The organism is Sinobaca sp. H24 (assembly GCF_023845525.1).
In genome coordinates, this window is the sequence record NZ_JALBWT010000012.1 from 1 (window position 1) to 21762 (window position 21762).

7 protein-coding genes, 9 tRNA genes, 6 rRNA genes and 2 pseudogenes are annotated in these 21762 nt (G+C 48.5%); all 24 read right to left on the reverse strand.

Translation table 11 applies throughout. The features are described 5' to 3' along the window. Positions 1-793: PIN/TRAM domain-containing protein (locus MMY81_RS15930; protein WP_252313651.1), on the reverse strand; the 793-nt coding region annotated here is incomplete at its 3' end. Positions 794-851: 58 nt separating this feature from the next. Continuing rightward, a complete protein-coding gene (gene disA, locus MMY81_RS15935) occupies positions 852-1937 on the reverse strand; it encodes a DNA integrity scanning diadenylate cyclase DisA (protein WP_252313652.1) in 1086 nt (361 codons plus the stop codon). A 27-nt stretch (positions 1938-1964) separates the two neighbouring features. Next, a complete protein-coding gene (radA, locus tag MMY81_RS15940; RefSeq protein ID WP_252313653.1) occupies positions 1965-3338 on the reverse strand; it encodes a DNA repair protein RadA in 1374 nt (457 codons plus the stop codon). A 116-nt stretch (positions 3339-3454) separates the two neighbouring features. Continuing rightward, positions 3455-5907, reverse strand: a pseudogene (gene clpC / locus MMY81_RS15945) (ATP-dependent protease ATP-binding subunit ClpC). A 110-nt stretch (positions 5908-6017) separates the two neighbouring features. After that, positions 6018-7088 carry a protein-arginine kinase McsB gene (mcsB, locus tag MMY81_RS15950; RefSeq protein ID WP_252313654.1) on the reverse strand — a complete coding sequence of 357 codons (1071 nt, stop codon included), beginning with the start codon at positions 7086-7088 and terminating at the stop codon, positions 6018-6020. Further along, a complete protein-coding gene (gene mcsA, locus MMY81_RS15955; RefSeq protein WP_252313655.1) occupies positions 7088-7624 on the reverse strand; it encodes a protein-arginine kinase activator protein McsA in 537 nt (178 codons plus the stop codon). Before mcsA ends, mcsB begins: the two co-directional genes overlap by 1 nt. A gap of 27 nt (positions 7625-7651) precedes the next feature. Beyond that, positions 7652-8116 (reverse strand): CtsR family transcriptional regulator, encoded by a 465-nt coding sequence (locus MMY81_RS15960; protein WP_252313656.1) that lies wholly within the window; start codon positions 8114-8116, stop codon positions 7652-7654. Between the two features lie 107 nt (positions 8117-8223). Then, a complete protein-coding gene (locus MMY81_RS15965) occupies positions 8224-8931 on the reverse strand; it encodes an MgtC/SapB family protein (protein WP_252313657.1) in 708 nt (235 codons plus the stop codon). A gap of 123 nt (positions 8932-9054) precedes the next feature. Then, positions 9055-9171: ribosomal RNA gene (rrf, locus tag MMY81_RS15970) — 5S ribosomal RNA — on the reverse strand. Between the two features lie 51 nt (positions 9172-9222). Continuing rightward, positions 9223-12153: ribosomal RNA gene (locus MMY81_RS15975) — 23S ribosomal RNA — on the reverse strand. Positions 12154-12350: 197 nt separating this feature from the next. Continuing rightward, positions 12351-13919, reverse strand: a 16S ribosomal RNA gene (locus MMY81_RS15980). Positions 13920-14093: 174 nt separating this feature from the next. Continuing rightward, a tRNA-Ala gene (locus MMY81_RS15985) sits at positions 14094-14169 on the reverse strand. Between the two features lie 8 nt (positions 14170-14177). Continuing rightward, positions 14178-14254, reverse strand: a tRNA-Pro gene (locus tag MMY81_RS15990). Between the two features lie 14 nt (positions 14255-14268). Then, positions 14269-14345, reverse strand: a tRNA-Arg gene (locus tag MMY81_RS15995). A gap of 7 nt (positions 14346-14352) precedes the next feature. Further along, a tRNA-Gly gene (locus tag MMY81_RS16000) sits at positions 14353-14427 on the reverse strand. A gap of 17 nt (positions 14428-14444) precedes the next feature. Further along, positions 14445-14520 (reverse strand) — tRNA-Lys (locus MMY81_RS16005). Positions 14521-14535: 15 nt separating this feature from the next. Further along, positions 14536-14611: transfer RNA gene (locus MMY81_RS16010), tRNA-Thr, on the reverse strand. A gap of 6 nt (positions 14612-14617) precedes the next feature. Continuing rightward, positions 14618-14693, reverse strand: a tRNA-Val gene (locus tag MMY81_RS16015). Between the two features lie 22 nt (positions 14694-14715). Continuing rightward, positions 14716-14832: ribosomal RNA gene (gene rrf / locus MMY81_RS16020) — 5S ribosomal RNA — on the reverse strand. 51 nt (positions 14833-14883) lie between these two features. Beyond that, positions 14884-17817, reverse strand: a 23S ribosomal RNA gene (locus MMY81_RS16025). Positions 17818-17956: 139 nt separating this feature from the next. Continuing rightward, positions 17957-18032 (reverse strand) — tRNA-Ala (locus tag MMY81_RS16030). Between the two features lie 21 nt (positions 18033-18053). Then, positions 18054-18130 (reverse strand) — tRNA-Ile (locus MMY81_RS16035). A 121-nt stretch (positions 18131-18251) separates the two neighbouring features. Further along, positions 18252-19817, reverse strand: a 16S ribosomal RNA gene (locus MMY81_RS16040). The 16S, 23S and 5S rRNA genes sit together here with 9 tRNA genes alongside, the layout of an rRNA operon. A 331-nt stretch (positions 19818-20148) precedes the next feature. Continuing rightward, positions 20149-21679 (reverse strand): annotated as a pseudogene (gene lysS / locus MMY81_RS16045) (lysine--tRNA ligase). Positions 21680-21762 lie beyond the last annotated feature (83 nt).

Genomic DNA, 21762 nt, shown 5'->3' on the forward strand with positions numbered 1-21762 from the left:
TTGTTACAACGATGCCTTCTCTTACTTTAGCCAGCTTCACGAGCTTACTGTCGACTTCCTGTATGTCTTCAAAATCACCTTCGAAGATTTCCACGTCATTATCAAGCTCTTTTTGAATACGGTTTAAAATATCAAGACCACGTCTTCCGCGATTGCGCTTTAATACATCCGAAGAATCAGCAATGTGCTGAAGCTCTTCCAATACAAATTCCGGGATAACCATTTTCCCTTCGATAAATCCGGTCTGGCAGATATCAGCAATCCGTCCATCGATAATAACACTTGTATCGAGAATTTTGTCCTTGCTTCCCCAGCCGGCTGGAACTTCCTGCTTTTCTTTGTCTCTCTCTGCCTGACGCGTGGAAGTAAAAAGGCCCATTAATTCATCTTTTTTCTTAAATCCAAGCTGGAACCCGAAATACCCAAGAAAAAAGCTGATAAAGCCGGGCAGTACAGAGTTCACTACAGGAATCTGCAGCGTATTCAGCTGAATCGTAACTAAAAACGCAATAAACAAGCCAAAAACCAGTCCTAGTGTTCCAAATAAAACATCTGTAATCGGCGCTCCTAAGATAGCTTCTTCTAAACGCTTCATCCATTTTACGATGTAATCCGCAAGCCAAAAGGTAGCTCCAAAGAAAAGAACCGCCCCTACTATACCGCCAATGTACGGGCTGGCCAGCCATGTAGGAATCGATGTAAGATTAAATAAAAATATAATATCAGGAATAAAAATGAATCCCAGCGTAGCCCCAGCCAAAATCAAAAATAGCTGTACAATAAGTCGTAACACCGTGCCATCCACCTCCTTATTAGAATTAATACCCTAATCTCATGATTTTACTTCCTGATTATACATGTCTTTCTAAAAATAACTGTTCCTGGATCTGCTGCAGGCCCTCTTTAATCTTCTTCGCTCTCGCACTTCCAATTCCTTCAATTTCGTCCAATTCTTCAATGGTTGCTTCGGTAATAAGCGAAAGGCTTCCATACCCCTGGACAACATTTTCGATAATGTATGGCGGAAGACGCTTGATTTTATTTAAGATGCGATAGCCGCGAGGGGAGATAGACTGGTCCTGTATGGTAGCTGCTTCAGGGTGTCCCAGTACTCTCATTATTACGTTATCATTGAGCAGTTCGTTTCGGTTCAATTTGGCGAGACCTTTTAATACCGCTTCCGGACTGGTCTGGGTATCTTTAACATAATCTTTAATTAGGTCATTTGTTTCCTGTTCCATTCCAGCCAGCAGTTCATCTAACTGCATGGTAATCAGACGGCCTTCTGTACCTAACTCGAGCACATAATTAAGAATTTCCTCTTTGATGCGAAGAACAAGCTCTGTTCTATGCAGAACCTGGGCTATATCCTGAAATGACACGGTTTCTTCAAATTCCAGGGCTCCCAGGTTAATGATGCTTTGATCCAATGCCGACTTGTATTTATCAAGCGTTTGAATACCCTGGTTGGCTTTTGTTAAAATCATTTCCATTTCACGCAGGGAATAGCGGTGTTCCCCTTTATAAAGGGTAATAACCCGTCGTCTCTGTGATACGGAAACAACCAGGCTTCCCGTCTGTTTAGCTACACGCTGGGCTGTTCGATGGCGGATGCCGGTTTCACTCGAAGGAATATCGTTATTAGGAACAAGCTGTGTGTTCGCATATAAAATTTTAGAACCATCGGCTGTTAAAATAATGGCCCCATCCATTTTGGAAAGCTCATATAAATAAGCCGGGGAAAACGCGCAGTTAATATAAAAACCGCCATCTACCATTTCTTTCAACTGGTCTGTATACCCTAAAACAATAAGTCCTCCTGTATTCGCTCTAAGCACATTATCTATACCACGCCTTAACTCCGTTCCCGGAGCAATATAGCGCAGCACCTCTCTCATAAACGTATGACGGCTTTCTTCCATTTTTACGACCTCCATGATCTGTTTCTTCCTTTTCTGCGCATATTATCTGGATATAGCTGTATCCAGTGCTTCTTCTAATGTCGTTACGCCTACGACTTTTATTTTAGCAGGAGGCGTCCAGCCGTCCATATTTTTTTTAGGAATAATGGCTCTCGTAAATCCAAGCTTAGCGGCCTCCCGTACTCTTTCTTCAATTCTCGATACCCTGCGTATCTCCCCCGTTAAGCCGATTTCACCGATAACAATATCTCCAGGGTACGTAGCATGATTTCGAAAGCTTGACGCAATGCTGACCGCAATTCCAAGGTCAACCGCAGGTTCATCCAGCTTTACACCGCCGGCTACATTTATATAAGCATCCTGATTTTGAAGCAGCATCCCCAGACGTTTTTCAAGCACCGCCATCAATAGAGCAATCCGGTTCTGATCCACACCCGTTGCTGTACGACGTGGGTAGGCAAAGCTCGATGGTGCTATCAATGCCTGCATCTCTACCAGAATGGGCCGGGTGCCTTCCAGCGAAGCGACAACGACAGACCCCGCCATGCCGTTCGTGCGCTCTTCCAGGAAAATCTCCGAAGGATTTTTCACTTCCTCCAGTCCAGCTTCTTTCATTTCAAAAATACCAATCTCATTTGTAGAGCCAAATCTATTTTTGACAGCCCGAAGAATTCGGAACGTATGATGACGTTCTCCTTCAAAATACAAAACCGAATCTACCATGTGCTCCAGTAGTTTTGGTCCTGCAATAGACCCCTGCTTCGTAACATGGCCTACAATAAATATAGCAATATTACGGCTTTTGGCAATTCTCATAAATGCAGAGGTGGATTCCCTCACTTGAGCTACACTACCCGGCGCTGATGTAACGGCCGGCTGATGCACGGTTTGAATCGAATCAATGATGACCAGATCCGGTTTGATATTATCAATCGCTTTTTCGATATAATCCATGTCTGTTTCTGCATAGACATACAACGTGTCTGATGTCACATGGAGCCTGTCCGCTCGAAGCTTTGTCTGTTTAATCGATTCTTCCCCTGAAATATAAAGTACTTTTTTCTGTCTGGCTGCCAAAATAGCAGAGACCTGCAGAAGAAGAGTCGATTTACCAATACCCGGGTCACCGCCGACGAGCACGAGAGAACCCGGTACAATTCCGCCTCCAAGTACACGGTTTAATTCCTCCATGGACGTCTTAATTCGGGGCTCCTGGTCTCCTGTTATTTTGGTGATAGATTGAGGCTGCTGATTATTGTTTTCATTAAAAGACCGCCGCTCGCCTTTGCCAGCTGAGGGTGTCTCCATTTCTTCCACAAGCGTATTCCATTGATTGCAGGAAGGACAGCGTCCCATCCATTTAGTCGTTTCGTATCCACATTCCTGACAGACGAATTTTGTTTTAGTTTTGGCCATATATACTCTCCCGTTCTCTTAAGTAATGATTTTATAACCTTAAGCATGCGTATGATGAAAAAAACTGCCCGTAGTGCGAATACGCACTTCCGGACAGTTGTTCCAGAAAAACTGTTTTATGCTTTCGCTCCTGATTTTGTAACCACAATGAATTCTCCGTCTTTTACATCAATAACAACAGTGCTTCCTTTTTCGATCGTTCCGCGTAGAAGCTCCTCGGAAAGGCGGTCTTCGACGTTCTTTTGAAGGGAACGGCGCAGTGGTCTTGCTCCATATTCCGGATCGTACCCTTCGTCTGCAATTTTCTGCTGAGCGCTCTTGGTAAGATCAAAAACAATGCCCTGTTCGGCAACACGCTTTTTCAATTCCTCAGCCATGAGAACGATAATTTTTTTCAATGTGCTCTTTTTCCAGGCTGTGGAATACAATGATTTCATCAATACGGTTTAAGAATTCAGGGCGGAATGTATTTTTCAATTCTCCCATTACCTTATCACGCATATTGTTATAATCTTTGTTTTCGTCTGTATGCGTAGCAAACCCGACGTATTTATTTTTCTTCAGCATGCTTGCACCAACGTTGGAGGTCATGATGATAGCAGTATTTCTGAAGTCTACTCTGCGGCCTTTGGAATCCGTTAGGAAACCATCTTCAAGTACCTGCAGCAAGATGTTAAATACTTCAGGGTGGGCCTTTTCAATTTCATCCAGCAGAATAACAGAGTAAGGATTGCGGCGCACTTTCTCTGTAAGCTGGCCGCCGTCTTCATATCCTACATAGCCCGGAGGAGAACCAACTAAACGGGAAGTGGAATGACGTTCCATGTACTCGGACATGTCTATCCGAATAACTGATTCCTCGTCTCCAAATAATGTTTCAGAGACCGCACGTGCCAATTCTGTTTTACCAACACCGGTAGGACCGAGGAAAATAAAGGAACCAATTGGACGTTTCGGATCTTTCAGCCCTGCTCTTGCTCTTCTGACAGCTTTGGAAACAGCTTTTACTGCTTCATCCTGACCAATGACACGGCCATGGAGAATCTCTTCCATTCTCAAGAGACGATCCGTTTCCTCTTCTGCCACTTTAGAAACAGGTATACCAGTCCAGCTTGCAACAATTTGGGCAATGTCTTCTGTTGTTACTTCTGTGTTTTCCTGGCCTTGCTTTTCTTTCCATTTGTTTTTCATATCTTCTACTTCTTCACGAAGGCGCTGTTCGCTGTCGCGAAGCGATGCTGCTTTTTCGAACTCCTGGCTCTGGACAGCTGCATCTTTTTCTTTTCTTGTTTCTTCGAGATTCTGTTCCAGCTCTTTAAGGTTTGGAGGAGCTGTGTACGAACGAAGTCTTACTCTTGATGCCGCTTCGTCAATTAAATCAATTGCTTTGTCTGGAAGAAAACGGTCTGGAATATAACGGTCTGAAAGCTTTACCGCTTCTGCAATTGCATCGTCTGTAATCTTCACGCGGTGATGGCTTCGTAACGATCGCGCAGGCCGGCAAGGATTTGAACGGACTCTTCTGTGGTTGGCTCATCCACTTGAATAGGCTGGAACGACGCTCAAGAGCCGCATCTTTTTCAATATACTTTCTGTATTCATCCAAAGTCGTAGCACCAATGCACTGCAGTTCTCCACGTGCAAGAGATGGTTTTAGAATATTCGATGCGTCAATAGCACCTTCTGCTCCACCTGCACCAATTAAGGTATGGAGCTCATCAATGAACAATATAACATTCTGCGATTGGCGGATTTCTTCCATCACTTTTTTAAGACGGTCTTCAAATTCCCCTCTATATTTGGTTCCAGCTACTACTGTACCCATATCAAGAGTCATGACCCGCTTGTTGCGGAGAATTTCCGGTACTTCGTTAGCAATAATAGATTGTGCAAGACCTTCTGCAATTGCCGTTTTACCAACACCCGGCTCTCCAATAAGGACCGGGTTGTTTTTTGTACGCCGGCTCAATACCTGAATAACACGCTCTATTTCTTTTGCTCTGCCGATTACCGGATCAAGAGCTTCCTCTTTTGCTACAGCTGTAAGATCACGTGCCAGACTGTCAAGCGTCGGAGTACTCGCATTGGATGCACCGGCTCCTGACTGCTGCTGTTGATGGCTGCCTGAACCGTCATTGCTTCCAAGAAGCTGAAGAACCTGCTGACGGGCTTTATTAAGACTGACACCGAGGTTATTCAAGACTCTTGCCGCCACTCCTTCGCCTTCACGGATTAATCCAAGTAGAATATGCTCTGTACCTACATAGGAATGACCAAGCTTTCTTGCCTCATCCATTGAAAGTTCAATAACTTTTTTAGCACGCGGCGTGTAATGAATAGTTTTAGAACCTTCCTGGCTGGCACCGATTAAGGCTTCTACTTCTTTTTGTATTTGGTCTGTTCCCAAATTAAGAGCTTGAAGGGCTTTTGCGGCAATACCTTCCCCTTCCCGAATCAAACCGAGTAAAATATGCTCTGTACCAATATTGTTATGGCCAAGGCGAATGGCTTCTTCTTGTGCAAGGGCTAGTACTTTTTGTGCCCTTTCTGTAAATCGTCCGAACATCATATATCCATGCACCTCCGTAGGTTAGTTAAGTTCTTTAGTTGATTGTACCTAATATATAAAAATAAATCCTCTATTTACATTAAAAATGCCGGAAGAATAGCTGAACCCTGTTAACTCGGTTCTATTTTCATCCGCTCCCGAATTAGAGAAGCACGCCTCACGTCCCGCTCTTTAGCTTCGAGCGGCCGATCTGCATACTGCTGTAGAAATCCAGGCTGCATGAGAATCATCAGCTCATTTAGAATATTACCCTTTATGTCTCTTATCAAATCAAGGTCAATACCAAGTTTCACATCAGATAGACGTTTTGCTGCTTCTTTTGTTTCTATAATCCTACTATTTGATAGGATCCCATATGACCGAAAGATGCGGTCTTCTATTTGAATACGGGACGTCTTCAATACAGAACGTCTTGCTTCATGCTCCTGTTCAATAATCTGAAGGACAATTCCCTGTAAGTCTTCCACGATATCCTCTTCTGATTTTCCAAGGGTCGTCTGGTTGGAAATCTGAAAAAGATTTCCAAGTGCTTCGCTTCCTTCTCCGTAAATGCCCCGGACTACAAAACCAAGCTGGTTAATAGCTGGCAGAAACCGGTTTAAAGCCTTTGTCATCACAAGCGCAGGAAGATGCATCATAACCGATGCTCTCATTCCTGTGCCTACATTTGTCGGGCAGCTTGTCAGGAAGCCCCGCTTTTCATCAAATGCATAGGTAACTTTGCTCTCTACCCAATCATCGAGCTCATTAGCGAAACGAAGGCCTTCTTCGGGTTGAAATCCCGGAAACAGGCACTGAATTCTTAAGTGGTCTTCTTCATTCACCATTAAGCTGACCGATTCTTTTTCATTCAGAAGAACGGCTCCGGCTGTACTTCGTTCTGCGAGATGAGGGCTGATTAAATGCTTTTCAACGAGCATCTTTTTTTCATTTTTAGAAAGCTCTTCCATGTTTAATAGTTCCAGACTGCCTGCAAAGCTCTCCTTATTTTCTGTCAGCTCTTTAGAAACAAAACCTCTCAGCGTCTCCGCAGAGTGTTCGGAAGAAATGATAGGAAATGGATAATCATTAAGATTTCTGGCGAAACGAATTCTTGTACTTAACACAATATCCTTCTCTGATCCGCTCTCTTCTTTCATCCATGGGCTCAGTGCATTTGATATGAAACGTTCCAGAGACATCAGCTTTCCTCTCCTTTCGGTTTCATCTGCTGCTCAAGCTCTTTGATGTGGTCACGGATCGAAGCTGCTTTTTCAAATTCTTCTTTTGCCACCAGATCTTTCAGCTTTTGACGCTCCTCATCAATTTCGCGCTGGACCTGCATTTGAGCTCCGGACCGCTTAGGTATTTTCCCATGATGACGGAGATTTCCGCTGTGTACTTTCTTAAAGATAGGATCCAGCTTTGCTTCAAAAGCTTCATAACAGTGCGTGCAGCCGAAACGCCCGGTTTTAACAAATCGTTCATAAGACAAACCGCAGTTATCACACACCAGCGGCTTTGGTGTATTAGTATATGACGTGTCGTTTTTTAATGGTTTATCAAATTTTAGAATACCGGAAAGCAGATCATGGATGGAATAGCTGTTTGTCCCATGAATCGTTTCCCCTTTTTCCCGTGCACACTCTTCGCATAAATGTACTTCTGTTTTTTGACCGTTTACTATTTTAGTAAAATGAAGGCTAGCTTGCCTCTGCTGGCATTCCTGACAATGCATGGCTGAGCCCTCCTTTCTGTAGTAAGCTTATCGATACCGAAGACTTTGAAGCATTGCTTTTAATAAATGGGCCCTGAGAAAATCTCTTTCCTCCGGATTTTTTAAAGCCAGAACTGTCCGGTCTACGGCAGAAAGCATAATGTTAGCTTCTCTTTTAGAGATAGCTTCTTCTTCAAACAGTCTCATTAAGATGCTCTCAGCAGAGACTTGATCGACCTTGCTGCCAATTAGTTCAACAATCTGGTCTACCAATTCTACGTGGTCATCTACTTTAATGCGGATAATACGTATATACCCGCCGCCGCCTCGTTTACTCTCTACTACATAACCTTTTTCAATGGTAAAACGAGTACTGATGACGTAATTAATCTGCGAAGGCACACATTCAAACTGTTTGGCCAGTTCACTTCTTTTTATTTCTATTAAATCTTTCTCGCTCTGTGTCAACGTTTGTTTAAGGTAGTGCTCAATAATATCTGATATATTCTTCATTGGTTTACCCTCCTGTCCGCTGCCGTTATAGGGTCTAACGCGTAACAATAACAAGGTATTGACCTTGACTATCTTTGACTTTAATATAATACAAATACATAGTTATTTCAAGTTATAGTCATTGTAACTTCAACTTCCACCGTTCCACTTTGAGAATAGAGCGCTTCGTATAAGTCAGCCTGCTTAGTAGAATTTGGCACTTCCACATGAATAGTAAATATTCTCGTATCTTTTCCCTCTTCGGTTTTTTGTTCTTTAACTTTTGATACTGTTACTTTTTGTTTTTCAAGCGCTTGAATAACACTGCTCAGTGAACCTGCATATTTATACATAGTCACTGTAATAGAGTTTGGCGTGGAAAATGGGTGGAATAAACGATCCACCTTATTCAATAAAAGAAGACTAAGCAGCACAATCAGCGTAGCAAAAGCCGCTGGAATATACATCCCGGCGCCGGCGGCAAGCCCAATAGCAGCAACCACCCATATGGACGCTGCAGTGGTCAGCCCCTTAATAGAAGCGCCCTGCACAATAATTGTTCCAGCTCCCAGAAAACCCACCCCACTGATTACATAGGAAGCAAGCCGGGAAGGATCATATGCAACAATATCTTCATTTAAACGAAGATAATCCTGAAAACCGAACAGTGCCATAACCATAACAAGGCATGCCCCGGTCCCTACAAGCATATGAGTTCGAAAACCTGCGGGGTGACGCTTAATCTCCCGTTCTATTCCAATGATACCAGCTAAAGCAGCGGCAGCTAAAAGTCGGATAAAGATAACGACCAGATCATAATCGAAGATAGACTCCATAATAAGTCCCCCAATCTCTCCCGTTCATGAATAAAACAAGAAAAGCTCTATATAAAAGAAAGTATAGTATAAAAGAACATATAAAAAAAGCACTCTTCCCAAAAGGGAAAAGTGCTTGCATTGGCCCGGCAACGTCCTACTTTCACAGGGGGTCGCCCCCCAATTATCATCAGCGCACAAGAGCTTAACTTCCGTGTTCGGCATGGGAACGGGTGGGACCTCTTGGCTATCGTCACCGGACAAGGCTGGTTCCTTCAAAACTGGATAGCGACATCCGAATGGAAAAAGTTGTTGGATAAGTCCTCGATCGATTAGTATTTGTCAGCTCCATGCGTCGCCGCACGTCCACCTCAAACCTATCTACCTTGTCATCTCCAAGGGATCTTACTCACTTGCGTGATGGGAAATCTCATCTCGAGGGGGGCTTCATGCTTAGATGCTTTCAGCACTTATCCCGTCCACACGTAGCTACCCAGCGATGCTCCTGGCGGAACAACTGGTACACCAGCGGTGTGTCCATCCCGGTCCTCTCGTACTAAGGACAGCTCCTCTCAAATTTCCAACGCCCGCGACGGATAGGGACCGAACTGTCTCACGACGTTCTGAACCCAGCTCGCGTACCGCTTTAATGGGCGAACAGCCCAACCCTTGGGACCTACTTCAGCCCCAGGATGCGATGAGCCGACATCGAGGTGCCAAACCTCCCCGTCGATGTGGACTCTTGGGGGAGATAAGCCTGTTATCCCCAGGGTAGCTTTTATCCGTTGAGCGACGGCCCTTCCATACGGGACCGCCGGATCACTAAGCCCGACTTTCGTCTCTGCTCGACTTGTAGGTCTCGCAGTCAAGCTCCCTTTTGCCTTTGCACTCTGCGAATGATTTCCAACCATTCTGAGGGAACCTTTGGGCGCCTCCGTTACTGTTTAGGAGGCGACCGCCCCAGTCAAACTGCCCACCTGACACTGTTCCTGATCCGGATCACGGACCGAGGTTAGAATAGTCGTACAGCCAGGGTAGTATCCCACCAATGCCTCCACCGAACCTAGCGGTCCGGCTTCCAAGGCTCCTACCTATCCTGTACAAGCAGTACAACCATCCAATATCAAGCTACAGTAAAGCTCCATGGGGTCTTTCCGTCCTGTCGCGGGTAACCTGCATCTTCACAGGTAATATAATTTCACCGGGTCTCTCGTTGAGACAGTGCCCAAGTCGTTGCACCTTTCGTGCGGGTCGGAACTTACCCGACAAGGAATTTCGCTACCTTAGGACCGTTATAGTTACGGCCGCCGTTTACTGGGGCTTCAATTCAAAGCTTCTCCCCAAAGGGGATAACCTCTCCTCTTAACCTTCCAGCACCGGGCAGGTGTCAGCCCCTATACTTCGCCTTGCGGCTTCGCAGAGACCTGTGTTTTTGATAAACAGTCGCTTGGGCCTTTTCACTGCGGCTCTCCTGGGCTATTCACCCGAAAGAGCACCCCTTCTCCGAAGTTACGGGGTCATTTTGCCGAGTTCCTTAACGAGAGTTCTCCCGCGCGTCTTAGAATTCTCCCACCCACCTGTGTCGGTTTGCGGTACGGGCACCTTTTTCCTCGCTAGAGGCTTTTCTTGGCAGTGTAGGATCGGGAACTTCGGTACTTAATTTCCCTCGCCATCGCCGCTCAGCCTTGATGAAGAGCGGATTTGCCTGCTCTTCGGCCTAACGGCTTGGACGTGCATATCCAGCAGCACGCTTGCCCTACCTTCCTGCGTCCCCCCATTGCTCAAATGGAAAGGAGGTGGTACAGGAATTTAAACCTGTTTTCCATCGCCTACGCCTTTCGGCCTCGGCTTAGGACCCGACTAACCCTGAGCGGACGAACCTTCCTCAGGAAACCTTGGGTTTTCGACGGAAGGGATTCTCACCCTTCTTTTCGTTACTCATACCGGCATTCTCACTTCCAGGCGCTCCACCAGTCCTCACGGTCTGGCTTTACGGCCCCTGGAACGCTCCCCTACCACGATCCCCCGAGGGGGATCCTCCACAGCTTCGGTACCGCATTTAGCCCCGGTACATTTTCGGCGCAGAGTCACTCGACTAGTGAGCTATTACGCACTCTTTCAATGGTGGCTGCTTCTAAGCCAACATCCTAGTTGTCTAAGCAACTCCACATCCTTTTCCACTTAATGCGGATTTAGGGACCTTAGCTGGTGGTCTGGGCTGTTTCCCTCTCGACTACGGATCTTAGCACTCGCAGTCTGACTCCCGGACAACAAGTCTCTGGCATTCGGAGTTTGACTGAATTCGGTAACCCGGGAAGGGCCCCTCGTCCAATCAGTGCTCTACCTCCAGGACTCTAATCCGAGGCTAGCCCTAAAGCTATTTCGGGGAGAACCAGCTATCTCCGAGTTCGATTGGCATTTCACCGCTACCCACACCTCATCCCCGCAATTTTCAACTTGCGTGGGTTCGGGCCTCCAGTAGGTGTTACCCTACCTTCACCCTGGACATGGGTAGATCACCCGGTTTCGGGTCTACGACCGCATACTAATACGCCGTTGAAGACTCGCTTTCGCTGCGGCTCCGCCTCTTCGGCTTAACCTGGCATACGATCGTAACTCGCCGGTTCATTCTACAAAAGGCACGCCGTCACCCATAAACGGGCTTCGACTACTTGTAGGCACACGGTTTCAGGATCTGTTTCACTCCCCTTCCGGGGTGCTTTTCACCTTTCCCTCACGGTACTGGTTCACTATCGGTCACTAGGGAGTATTTAGCCTTGGGAGATGGTCCTCCCGGATTCCGACGGGATTTCTCGTGTCCCGCCGTACTCAGGATCCACTCCGGAGGATCAGCGATTTCGGCTACCGGGCTGTTACCGTATCCTGCGGGCCTTTCCAGGCCGCTTCGCCTATCGCTGATCTTGATAACTCCGATGGAGTGTCCTACAACCCCAGGATGCAAGCATCCTGGTTTGGGCTGATTCCGTTTCGCTCGCCGCTACTCAGGAAATCGCATTTGCTTTCTCTTCCTCTGGGTACTAAGATGTTTCAGTTCCCCAGGTCTGCCTTTATCTACCCTATGTTCAGGTAGAAATACTATCGGATTAACGATAGTGGGTTCCCCCATTCGGACATCCCCGCCTCACAGCTCACTTACAGCTCCGCGGGGCGTATCGCCGTTCGTCGCGTCCTTCATCGGCTCCTAGTGCCAAGGCATCCACGTGCGCCCTTTCTTACTTAACCGTTTTTCCGTACAAAAAACAGCTGGCGCCTGCATAATGCAGGGCTTGCTTGGTCTTGTTTGTTTCGTTGTCGCTATCCAGTTTTCAAAGAACCAGGGTTCATCTTGCGAGAGGGTATCCTCTCAAAATGGAATGAAAACAACTGCGCGCACTCCGGACCGGTGGTCCGGGGTCGATCCACGAATCAAAGCTCCGTAGAAAGGAGGTGATCCATCCCCACCTTCCGGTAGGGATACCTTGTTACGACTTCACCCCAATCATCTGCCCCACCTTCGGCGGCTGGCTCCCAAAGGGTTACCTCACCGACTTCGGGTGTTGCAAACTCTCGTGGTGTGACGGGCGGTGTGTACAAGGCCCGGGAACGTATTCACCGTGGCATGCTGATCCACGATTACTAGCGATTCCGGCTTCATGCAGGCGAGTTGCAGCCTGCAATCCGAACTGAGAATGGCTTTGCGAGATTGGCTCCACCTCGCGGTTTCGCATCCCTCTGTACCATCCATTGTAGCACGTGTGTAGCCCAGGTCATAAGGGGCATGATGATTTGACGTCGTCCCCACCTTCCTCCGGTTTGTCACCGGCAGTCACCTTAGAGTGCCCAACTGAAATGCTGGCAACTAAGATTAAGGGTTGCGCTCGTTGCGGGACTTAACCCAACATCTCACGACACGAGCTGACGACAACCATGCACCACCTGTCATTTTGTCCCCCGAAGGGGAACCTTCTGTCTCCAGAAGTAGCAAAAGATGTCAAGACCTGGTAAGGTTCTTCGCGTTGCGTCGAATTAAACCACATGCTCCACCGCTTGTGCGGGCCCCCGTCAATTCTTTTGAGTTTCAGCCTTGCGGCCGTACTCCCCAGGCGGAGTGCTTAATGCGTTAGCTTCGGCACTAAGGGCATCGAAACCCCTAACACCTAGCACTCATCGTTTACGGCGTGGACTACCAGGGTATCTAATCCTGTTTGCTCCCCACGCTTTCGCGCCTCAGCGTCAATAACAGACCAGAGAGCCGCCTTCGCCACTGGTGTTCCTCCACATATCTACGCATTTCACCGCTACACGTGGAATTCCACTCTCCTCTTCTGCATTCCAGTTTCCAGTTTCCAATGACCCTCCACGGTTGAGCCGTGGGCTTTCACATCAGACTTAAGAACCGCCTGCGCGCGCTTTACGCCCAATAATTCCGGACAACGCTTGCCCCTACGTATTACCGCGGCTGCTGGCACGTAGTTAGCCGGGGCTTTCTGGTGAGGTACCGTCAGGGGGCGGCCCTGTTAGAACCGCCCTTGTTCTTCCCTCACAACAGAGCTTTACGATCCGAAAACCTTCATCACTCACGCGGCGTTGCACCGTCAGACTTTCGTCCATTGCGGATGATTCCCTACTGCTGCCTCCCGTAGGAGTCTGGGCCGTGTCTCAGTCCCAGTGTGGCCGATCACCCTCTCAGGTCGGCTACGTATCGTCGCCTTGGGGAGCCATTACCTCTCCAACTAGCTAATACGCCGCGGGCCCATCCCCAGTGCATGGTCCCGAAGACCATGCTTTTACAAGCCGATCAGGAGATCGGCTTGATTATCGGGTATTAGCTCCGGTTTCCCGGAGTTATCCCCGTCTGAAGGGCAGGTTGCCCACGTGTTACTCACCCGTCCGCCGCTCAATCCCCGGTTTTTCCCTCCGAAGAGGTCCGCCGGGTTTATGCGCTCGACTTGCATGTATTAGGCACGCCGCCAGCGTTCGTCCTGAGCCAAGATCAAACTCTCCATGAAAGTTGATGCTTAGTTCTTGCTGGTCTTACATTGCGCAGCAGACCTTGTCTGCCGCGACTTCTTGTTCGCGCGTTGTTTTCATTCCATTTTCAAAGGACACTGTTTTTGCTGCTTCGCCTCAATTTAGCGACTTTATTAGTATACCAAGCTGACTTGAAGATGTCAATATTTATTTGGTGGAGCCTAGCGGGATCGAACCGCTGACCTCCTGCGTGCAAGGCAGGCGCTCTCCCAGCTGAGCTAAGGCCCCATAATTAATGGTCGGGAAGACAGGATTCGAACCTGCGACCCCTTGGTCCCAAACCAAGTGCTCTACCAAGCTGAGCTACTTCCCGTTATAAAATAATAATGGTGCGCCCGAGAGGACTTGAACCTCTAACCTTCTGATTCGTAGTCAGATACTCTATCCAGTTGAGCTACGGGCGCATAAAAATGGAGCGGAAGACGGGATTCGAACCCGCGACCCCCACCTTGGCAAGGTGGTGCTCTACCACTGAGCTACTTCCGCAAAGCTATAATAAAAAATGGTGAGCCATGGAGGATTCGAACCTCCGACCCTCTGATTAAAAGTCAGATGCTCTACCAACTGAGCTAATGGCTCGTTCTATGAAAAAAATGGTGCCGGCCAAAGGACTTGAACCCTCAACCTACTGATTACAAGTCAGTTGCTCTACCAATTGAGCTAGACCGGCAAAAAATGGTGGAGGATGACAGGATCGAACTGCCGACCCCCTGCTTGTAAGGCAGGTGCTCTCCCAGCTGAGCTAATCCTCCATATAAATATTAAATTAAAATCGCCCGGCAACGTCCTACTTTCACAGGGGGTCGCCCCCCAATTATCATCAGCGCACAAGAGCTTAACTTCCGTGTTCGGCATGGGAACGGGTGGGACCTCTTGGCTATCGTCACCGGACAAGGCTGGTTCCTTCAAAACTGGATAGCGACATCCGAATGGAAAAAGTTGTTGGATAAGTCCTCGATCGATTAGTATTTGTCAGCTCCATGCGTCGCCGCACGTCCACCTCAACCTATCTACCTTGTCATCTCCAAGGGATCTTACTCACTTGCGTGATGGGAAATCTCATCTCGAGGGGGGCTTCATGCTTAGATGCTTTCAGCACTTATCCCGTCCACACGTAGCTACCCAGCGATGCTCCTGGCGGAACAACTGGTACACCAGCGGTGTGTCCATCCCGGTCCTCTCGTACTAAGGACAGCTCCTCTCAAATTTCCAACGCCCGCGACGGATAGGGACCGAACTGTCTCACGACGTTCTGAACCCAGCTCGCGTACCGCTTTAATGGGCGAACAGCCCAACCCTTGGGACCTACTTCAGCCCCAGGATGCGATGAGCCGACATCGAGGTGCCAAACCTCCCCGTCGATGTGGACTCTTGGGGGAGATAAGCCTGTTATCCCCAGGGTAGCTTTTATCCGTTGAGCGACGGCCCTTCCATACGGGACCGCCGGATCACTAAGCCCGACTTTCGTCTCTGCTCGACTTGTAGGTCTCGCAGTCAAGCTCCCTTTTGCCTTTGCACTCTGCGAATGATTTCCAACCATTCTGAGGGAACCTTTGGGCGCCTCCGTTACTGTTTAGGAGGCGACCGCCCCAGTCAAACTGCCCACCTGACACTGTCCTGATCCGGATCACGGACCGAGGTTAGAATAGTCGTACAGCCAGGGTAGTATCCCACCAATGCCTCCACCGAACCTAGCGGTCCGGCTTCCAAGGCTCCTACCTATCCTGTACAAGCAGTACAACCATCCAATATCAAGCTACAGTAAAGCTCCATGGGGTCTTTCCGTCCTGTCGCGGGTAACCTGCATCTTCACAGGTAATATAATTTCACCGGGTCTCTCGTTGAGACAGTGCCCAAGTCGTTGCACCTTTCGTGCGGGTCGGAACTTACCCGACAAGGAATTTCGCTACCTTAGGACCGTTATAGTTACGGCCGCCGTTTACTGGGGCTTCAATTCAAAGCTTCTCCCCAAAGGGGATAACCTCTCCTCTTAACCTTCCAGCACCGGGCAGGTGTCAGCCCCTATACTTCGCCTTGCGGCTTCGCAGAGACCTGTGTTTTTGATAAACAGTCGCTTGGGCCTTTTCACTGCGGCTCTCCTGGGCTATTCACCCGAAAGAGCACCCCTTCTCCCGAAGTTACGGGGTCATTTTGCCGAGTTCCTTAACGAGAGTTCTCCCGCGCGTCTTAGAATTCTCATCCCACCCACCTGTGTCGGTTTGCGGTACGGGCACCTTTTTCCTCGCTAGAGGCTTTTCTTGGCAGTGTAGGATCGGGAACTTCGGTACTTAATTTCCCTCGCCATCGCCGCTCAGCCTTGATGAAGAGCGGATTTGCCTGCTCTTCGGCCTAACGGCTTGGACGTGCATATCCAGCAGCACGCTTGCCCTACCTTCCTGCGTCCCCCCATTGCTCAAATGGAAAGGAGGTGGTACAGGAATTTAAACCTGTTTTCCATCGCCTACGCCTTTCGGCCTCGGCTTAGGACCCGACTAACCCTGAGCGGACGAACCTTCCTCAGGAAACCTTGGGTTTTCGACGGAAGGGATTCTCACCCTTCTTTTCGTTACTCATACCGGCATTCTCACTTCCAGGCGCTCCACCAGTCCTCACGGTCTGGCTTTACGGCCCCTGGAACGCTCCCCTACCACGATCCCCCAAGGGGGATCCTCCACAGCTTCGGTACCGCATTTAGCCCCGGTACATTTTCGGCGCAGAGTCACTCGACTAGTGAGCTATTACGCACTCTTTCAATGGTGGCTGCTTCTAAGCCAACATCCTAGTTGTCTAAGCAACTCCACATCCTTTTCCACTTAATGCGGATTTAGGGACCTTAGCTGGTGGTCTGGGCTGTTTCCCTCTCGACTACGGATCTTAGCACTCGCAGTCTGACTCCCGGACAACAAGTCTCTGGCATTCGGAGTTTGACTGAATTCGGTAACCCGGAAGGGCCCCTCGTCCAATCAGTGCTCTACCTCCAGGACTCTATCCGAGGCTAGCCCTAAAGCTATTTCGGGGAGAACCAGCTATCTCCGAGTTCGATTGGCATTTCACCGCTACCCACACCTCATCCCCGCAATTTTCAACTTGCGTGGGTTCGGGCCTCCAGTAGGTGTTACCCTACCTTCACCCTGGACATGGGTAGATCACCCGGTTTCGGGTCTACGACCGCATACTAATACGCCGTTGAAGACTCGCTTTCGCTGCGGCTCCGCCTCTTCGGCTTAACCTGGCATACGATCGTAACTCGCCGGTTCATTCTACAAAAGGCACGCCGTCACCCATAAACGGGCTTCGACTACTTGTAGGCACACGGTTTCAGGATCTGTTTCACTCCCCTTCCGGGGTGCTTTTCACCTTTCCCTCACGGTACTGGTTCACTATCGGTCACTAGGGAGTATTTAGCCTTGGGAGATGGTCCTCCCGGATTCCGACGGGATTTCTCGTGTCCCGCCGTACTCAGGATCCACTCCGGAGGATCAGCGATTTCGGCTACCGGGCTGTTACCGTATCCTGCGGGCCTTTCCAGGCCGCTTCGCCTATCGCTGATCTTGATAACTCCGATGGAGTGTCCTACAACCCCAGGATGCAAGCATCCTGGTTTGGGCTGATTCCGTTTCGCTCGCCGCTACTCAGGAAATCGCATTTGCTTTCTCTTCCTCTGGGTACTAAGATGTTTCAGTTCCCCAGGTCTGCCTTTATCTACCCTATGTGTTCAGGTAGAAATACTATCGGATTAACGATAGTGGGTTCCCCCATTCGGACATCCCCGCCTCACAGCTCACTTACAGCTCCGCGGGGCGTATCGCCGTTCGTCGCGTCCTTCATCGGCTCCTAGTGCCAAGGCATCCACCGTGCGCCCTTTCTTACTTAACCGTTTTTCCGTAAAAAAACAGCTGGCGCCTGCATATGCAGGGCTTGCTTGGTTTTTTGTTTCGTTGTCGCTATCCAGTTTTCAAGGAACCAATAGAGAGCACAATATGGTATTACCATATGCTCTTGTTCTTATTTTTTATGGTGGAGCCTAGCGGGATCGAACCGCTGACCTCCTGCGTGCAAGGCAGGCGCTCTCCCAGCTGAGCTAAGGCCCCATAATATCTATTAATTTATGATGGTGGGCCTGAGTGGACTCGAACCACCGACCTCACGCTTATCAGGCGTGCGCTCTAACCAGCTGAGCTACAGGCCCATCCTATAATTAATATTAGAACAAACTTCAGAACAAAATTGTCCTCTCAAAATGGAATGAAAACAACTGCGCGCACCCGGACCGGCGGTCCGGGGTCGATCCACGAATCAAAGCTCCGTAGAAAGGAGGTGATCCATCCCCACCTTCCGGTAGGGATACCTTGTTACGACTTCACCCCAATCATCTGCCCCACCTTCGGCGGCTGGCTCCCAAAGGGTTACCTCACCGACTTCGGGTGTTGCAAACTCTCGTGGTGTGACGGGCGGTGTGTACAAGGCCCGGGAACGTATTCACCGTGGCATGCTGATCCACGATTACTAGCGATTCCGGCTTCATGCAGGCGAGTTGCAGCCTGCAATCCGAACTGAGAATGGCTTTGCGAGATTGGCTCCACCTCGCGGTTTCGCATCCCTCTGTACCATCCATTGTAGCACGTGTGTAGCCCAGGTCATAAGGGGCATGATGATTTGACGTCGTCCCCACCTTCCTCCGGTTTGTCACCGGCAGTCACCTTAGAGTGCCCAACTGAATGCTGGCAACTAAGATTAAGGGTTGCGCTCGTTGCGGGACTTAACCCAACATCTCACGACACGAGCTGACGACAACCATGCACCACCTGTCATTTTGTCCCCCGAAGGGGAACCTTCTGTCTCCAGAAGTAGCAAAAGATGTCAAGACCTGGTAAGGTTCTTCGCGTTGCGTCGAATTAAACCACATGCTCCACCGCTTGTGCGGGCCCCCGTCAATTCTTTTGAGTTTCAGCCTTGCGGCCGTACTCCCCAGGCGGAGTGCTTAATGCGTTAGCTTCGGCACTAAGGGCATCGAAACCCCTAACACCTAGCACTCATCGTTTACGGCGTGGACTACCAGGGTATCTAATCCTGTTTGCTCCCCACGCTTTCGCGCCTCAGCGTCAATAACAGACCAGAGAGCCGCCTTCGCCACTGGTGTTCCTCCACATATCTACGCATTTCACCGCTACACGTGGAATTCCACTCTCCTCTTCTGCATTCCAGTTCTCCAGTTTCCAATGACCCTCCACGGTTGAGCCGTGGGCTTTCACATCAGACTTAAGAACCGCCTGCGCGCGCTTTACGCCCAATAATTCCGGACAACGCTTGCCCCCTACGTATTACCGCGGCTGCTGGCACGTAGTTAGCCGGGGCTTTCTGGTGAGGTACCGTCAGGGGGCGGCCCTGTTAGAACCGCCCTTGTTCTTCCCTCACAACAGAGCTTTACGATCCGAAAACCTTCATCACTCACGCGGCGTTGCACCGTCAGACTTTCGTCCATTGCGGATGATTCCCTACTGCTGCCTCCCGTAGGAGTCTGGGCCGTGTCTCAGTCCCAGTGTGGCCGATCACCCTCTCAGGTCGGCTACGTATCGTCGCCTTGGGGAGCCATTACCTCTCCAACTAGCTAATACGCCGCGGGCCCATCCCCAGTGCATGGTCCGAAGACCATGCTTTTACAAGCCGATCAGGAGATCGGCTTGATTATCGGGTATTAGCTCCGGTTTCCCGGAGTTATCCCCGTCTGAAGGGCAGGTTGCCCACGTGTTACTCACCCGTCCGCCGCTCAATCCCCGGTTTCCTCCGAAGAGGTCCGCCGGGTTCATGCGCTCGACTTGCATGTATTAGGCACGCCGCCAGCGTTCGTCCTGAGCCAAGATCAAACTCTCCATGAAAGTTGATGCTTAGTTCTTGCTGGTCTTACATTGCGCAGCAGACCTTGTCTGCCGCGACTTCTTGTTCGCGCATTGTTTTCATTCCATTTTCAAAGGACACTGTTTTTGCTGCTTCGCCTCAATTTAGCGACTTTATTAGTATACCAAGCTGACTTGAAGATGTCAATGGTTTACGTATTAACATTTTGTTGCTGTGCTGTTGCGCTAAAGCAACGTTTATTAATATATCATCACACGTCTTAACTGACAAGTCTTTTTTCTATATTTCCTCAAAAAATATTTAAAAAAGAAAAACCGGCCTGTACGCCGGTTTTTTCAGATTTTTATCTATTCATGTATGATGCTGATTTCTCATCTGCGGGAATAATAAAACGTCTCTAATGGAAGGAGAGTTTGTTAGAAGCATGACAAGCCTGTCCATTCCAATACCAAGACCGCCGGTTGGAGGAAGGCCATATTCCATCGACTCCAAATAATCAGTGTCCATCATATGTGCTTCATCGTCCCCCTGCTCTCTTTCCTGTACTTGGGCTTCAAAGCGCTGGCGCTGATCAATAGGGTCATTTAATTCTGTAAACGCATTAGCATGCTCGCGTCCTACAATAAAAAGTTCAAATCTATCTGTAAATCTTCCATCCTCTGGATTTTTCTTTGCCAGTGGAGAAATAGCCACAGGATGACCGTAAATGAAAGTAGGCTGGATAAGCTTCTCTTCCACAAAGTGTTCGAAAAACTCGTTTACTACATGACCAAAGGACATGCTTTCTTTAATAGGAACATTATGCTCTTTAGCAAGTGCACGTGCTTCCTCATCACTCATATCTTTCCAGAAGTCCACGCCGGTTTCTTCTTTTACTGCTTCTACTATATGAAGTCTGCGCCATTTTGGTGTCAGATCCACCTCGAGCTCTCCATAGGCAATCTTCGTTTTTCCTAAAACGTCCTGAGCAATGTGTGCAATTAAACTTTCTGTTAAATCCATAATGTCATTGTAATCTGTATATGCAGCATAAAGCTCCATCATCGTAAACTCGGGGTTATGACGAGTAGATATCCCTTCGTTTCTAAATACACGGCCTACTTCATATACTTTTTCCATGCCTCCAACAATCAAACGCTTTAAATGCAGCTCAATCGCTATTCGTATATAAAGCTCCATATCAAGCGCATTATGATGGGTCACGAACGGCTTGGCGGAGGCTCCACCAGGAATAGAATGAAGCATAGGTGTTTCGACTTCCAGGTATCCTTTATTATCAAGATACCTTCTCATAGACTGCATAATTCTGCTTCGAAGAACAAAAGTATCTCTAACCTCTGGATTAGCAATCAGGTCCAGGTAACGCTGACGATAGCGCTGCTCTACATCTTTAAGCCCGTGGAATTTATCAGGAAGTGGACGCAGTGACTTTGAAAGAAGCTGGATAGAAGAAAGTTTCACTGAAAGCTCTCCTACCTTAGTTTTGAAAGCTGTACCTGATACGCCGATAATATCTCCAATATCCAGGTCTTCAAACAGCTCATACATTTCATCTCCCACTGCATCTTTCCTTACATATATCTGTACCTGGCCGCTTAAATCCTGAATATGAGCAAATCCAGCCTTTCCTTTACCGCGTTTTGTCATTACACGTCCGGCCAAAGTTAATACCGTATCTTTCGTTTCAAGCTCTTCTTTTGAAAATTCCTCAAATTCTGTATGAACCGACTCCGCCGTATGTATGACTGTCAAACCGTTCTCCAAAAGGGTCTTTTCCTTCTTGCTGCATTCGTGCTACCTTTTCTCTTCGCACCATCATTTGATCATTGTATTCTATTTCTTCACTCACAGCTATCTCTCCCCGGCTTGCATTTTTAATCATATTTAAGGGAGCTGAGCCTTTTGGGGCCAGCCCCCGTTGCTGCTTTGTTCTATAGAACAATAAACTCTTTATTTTCATTTGTT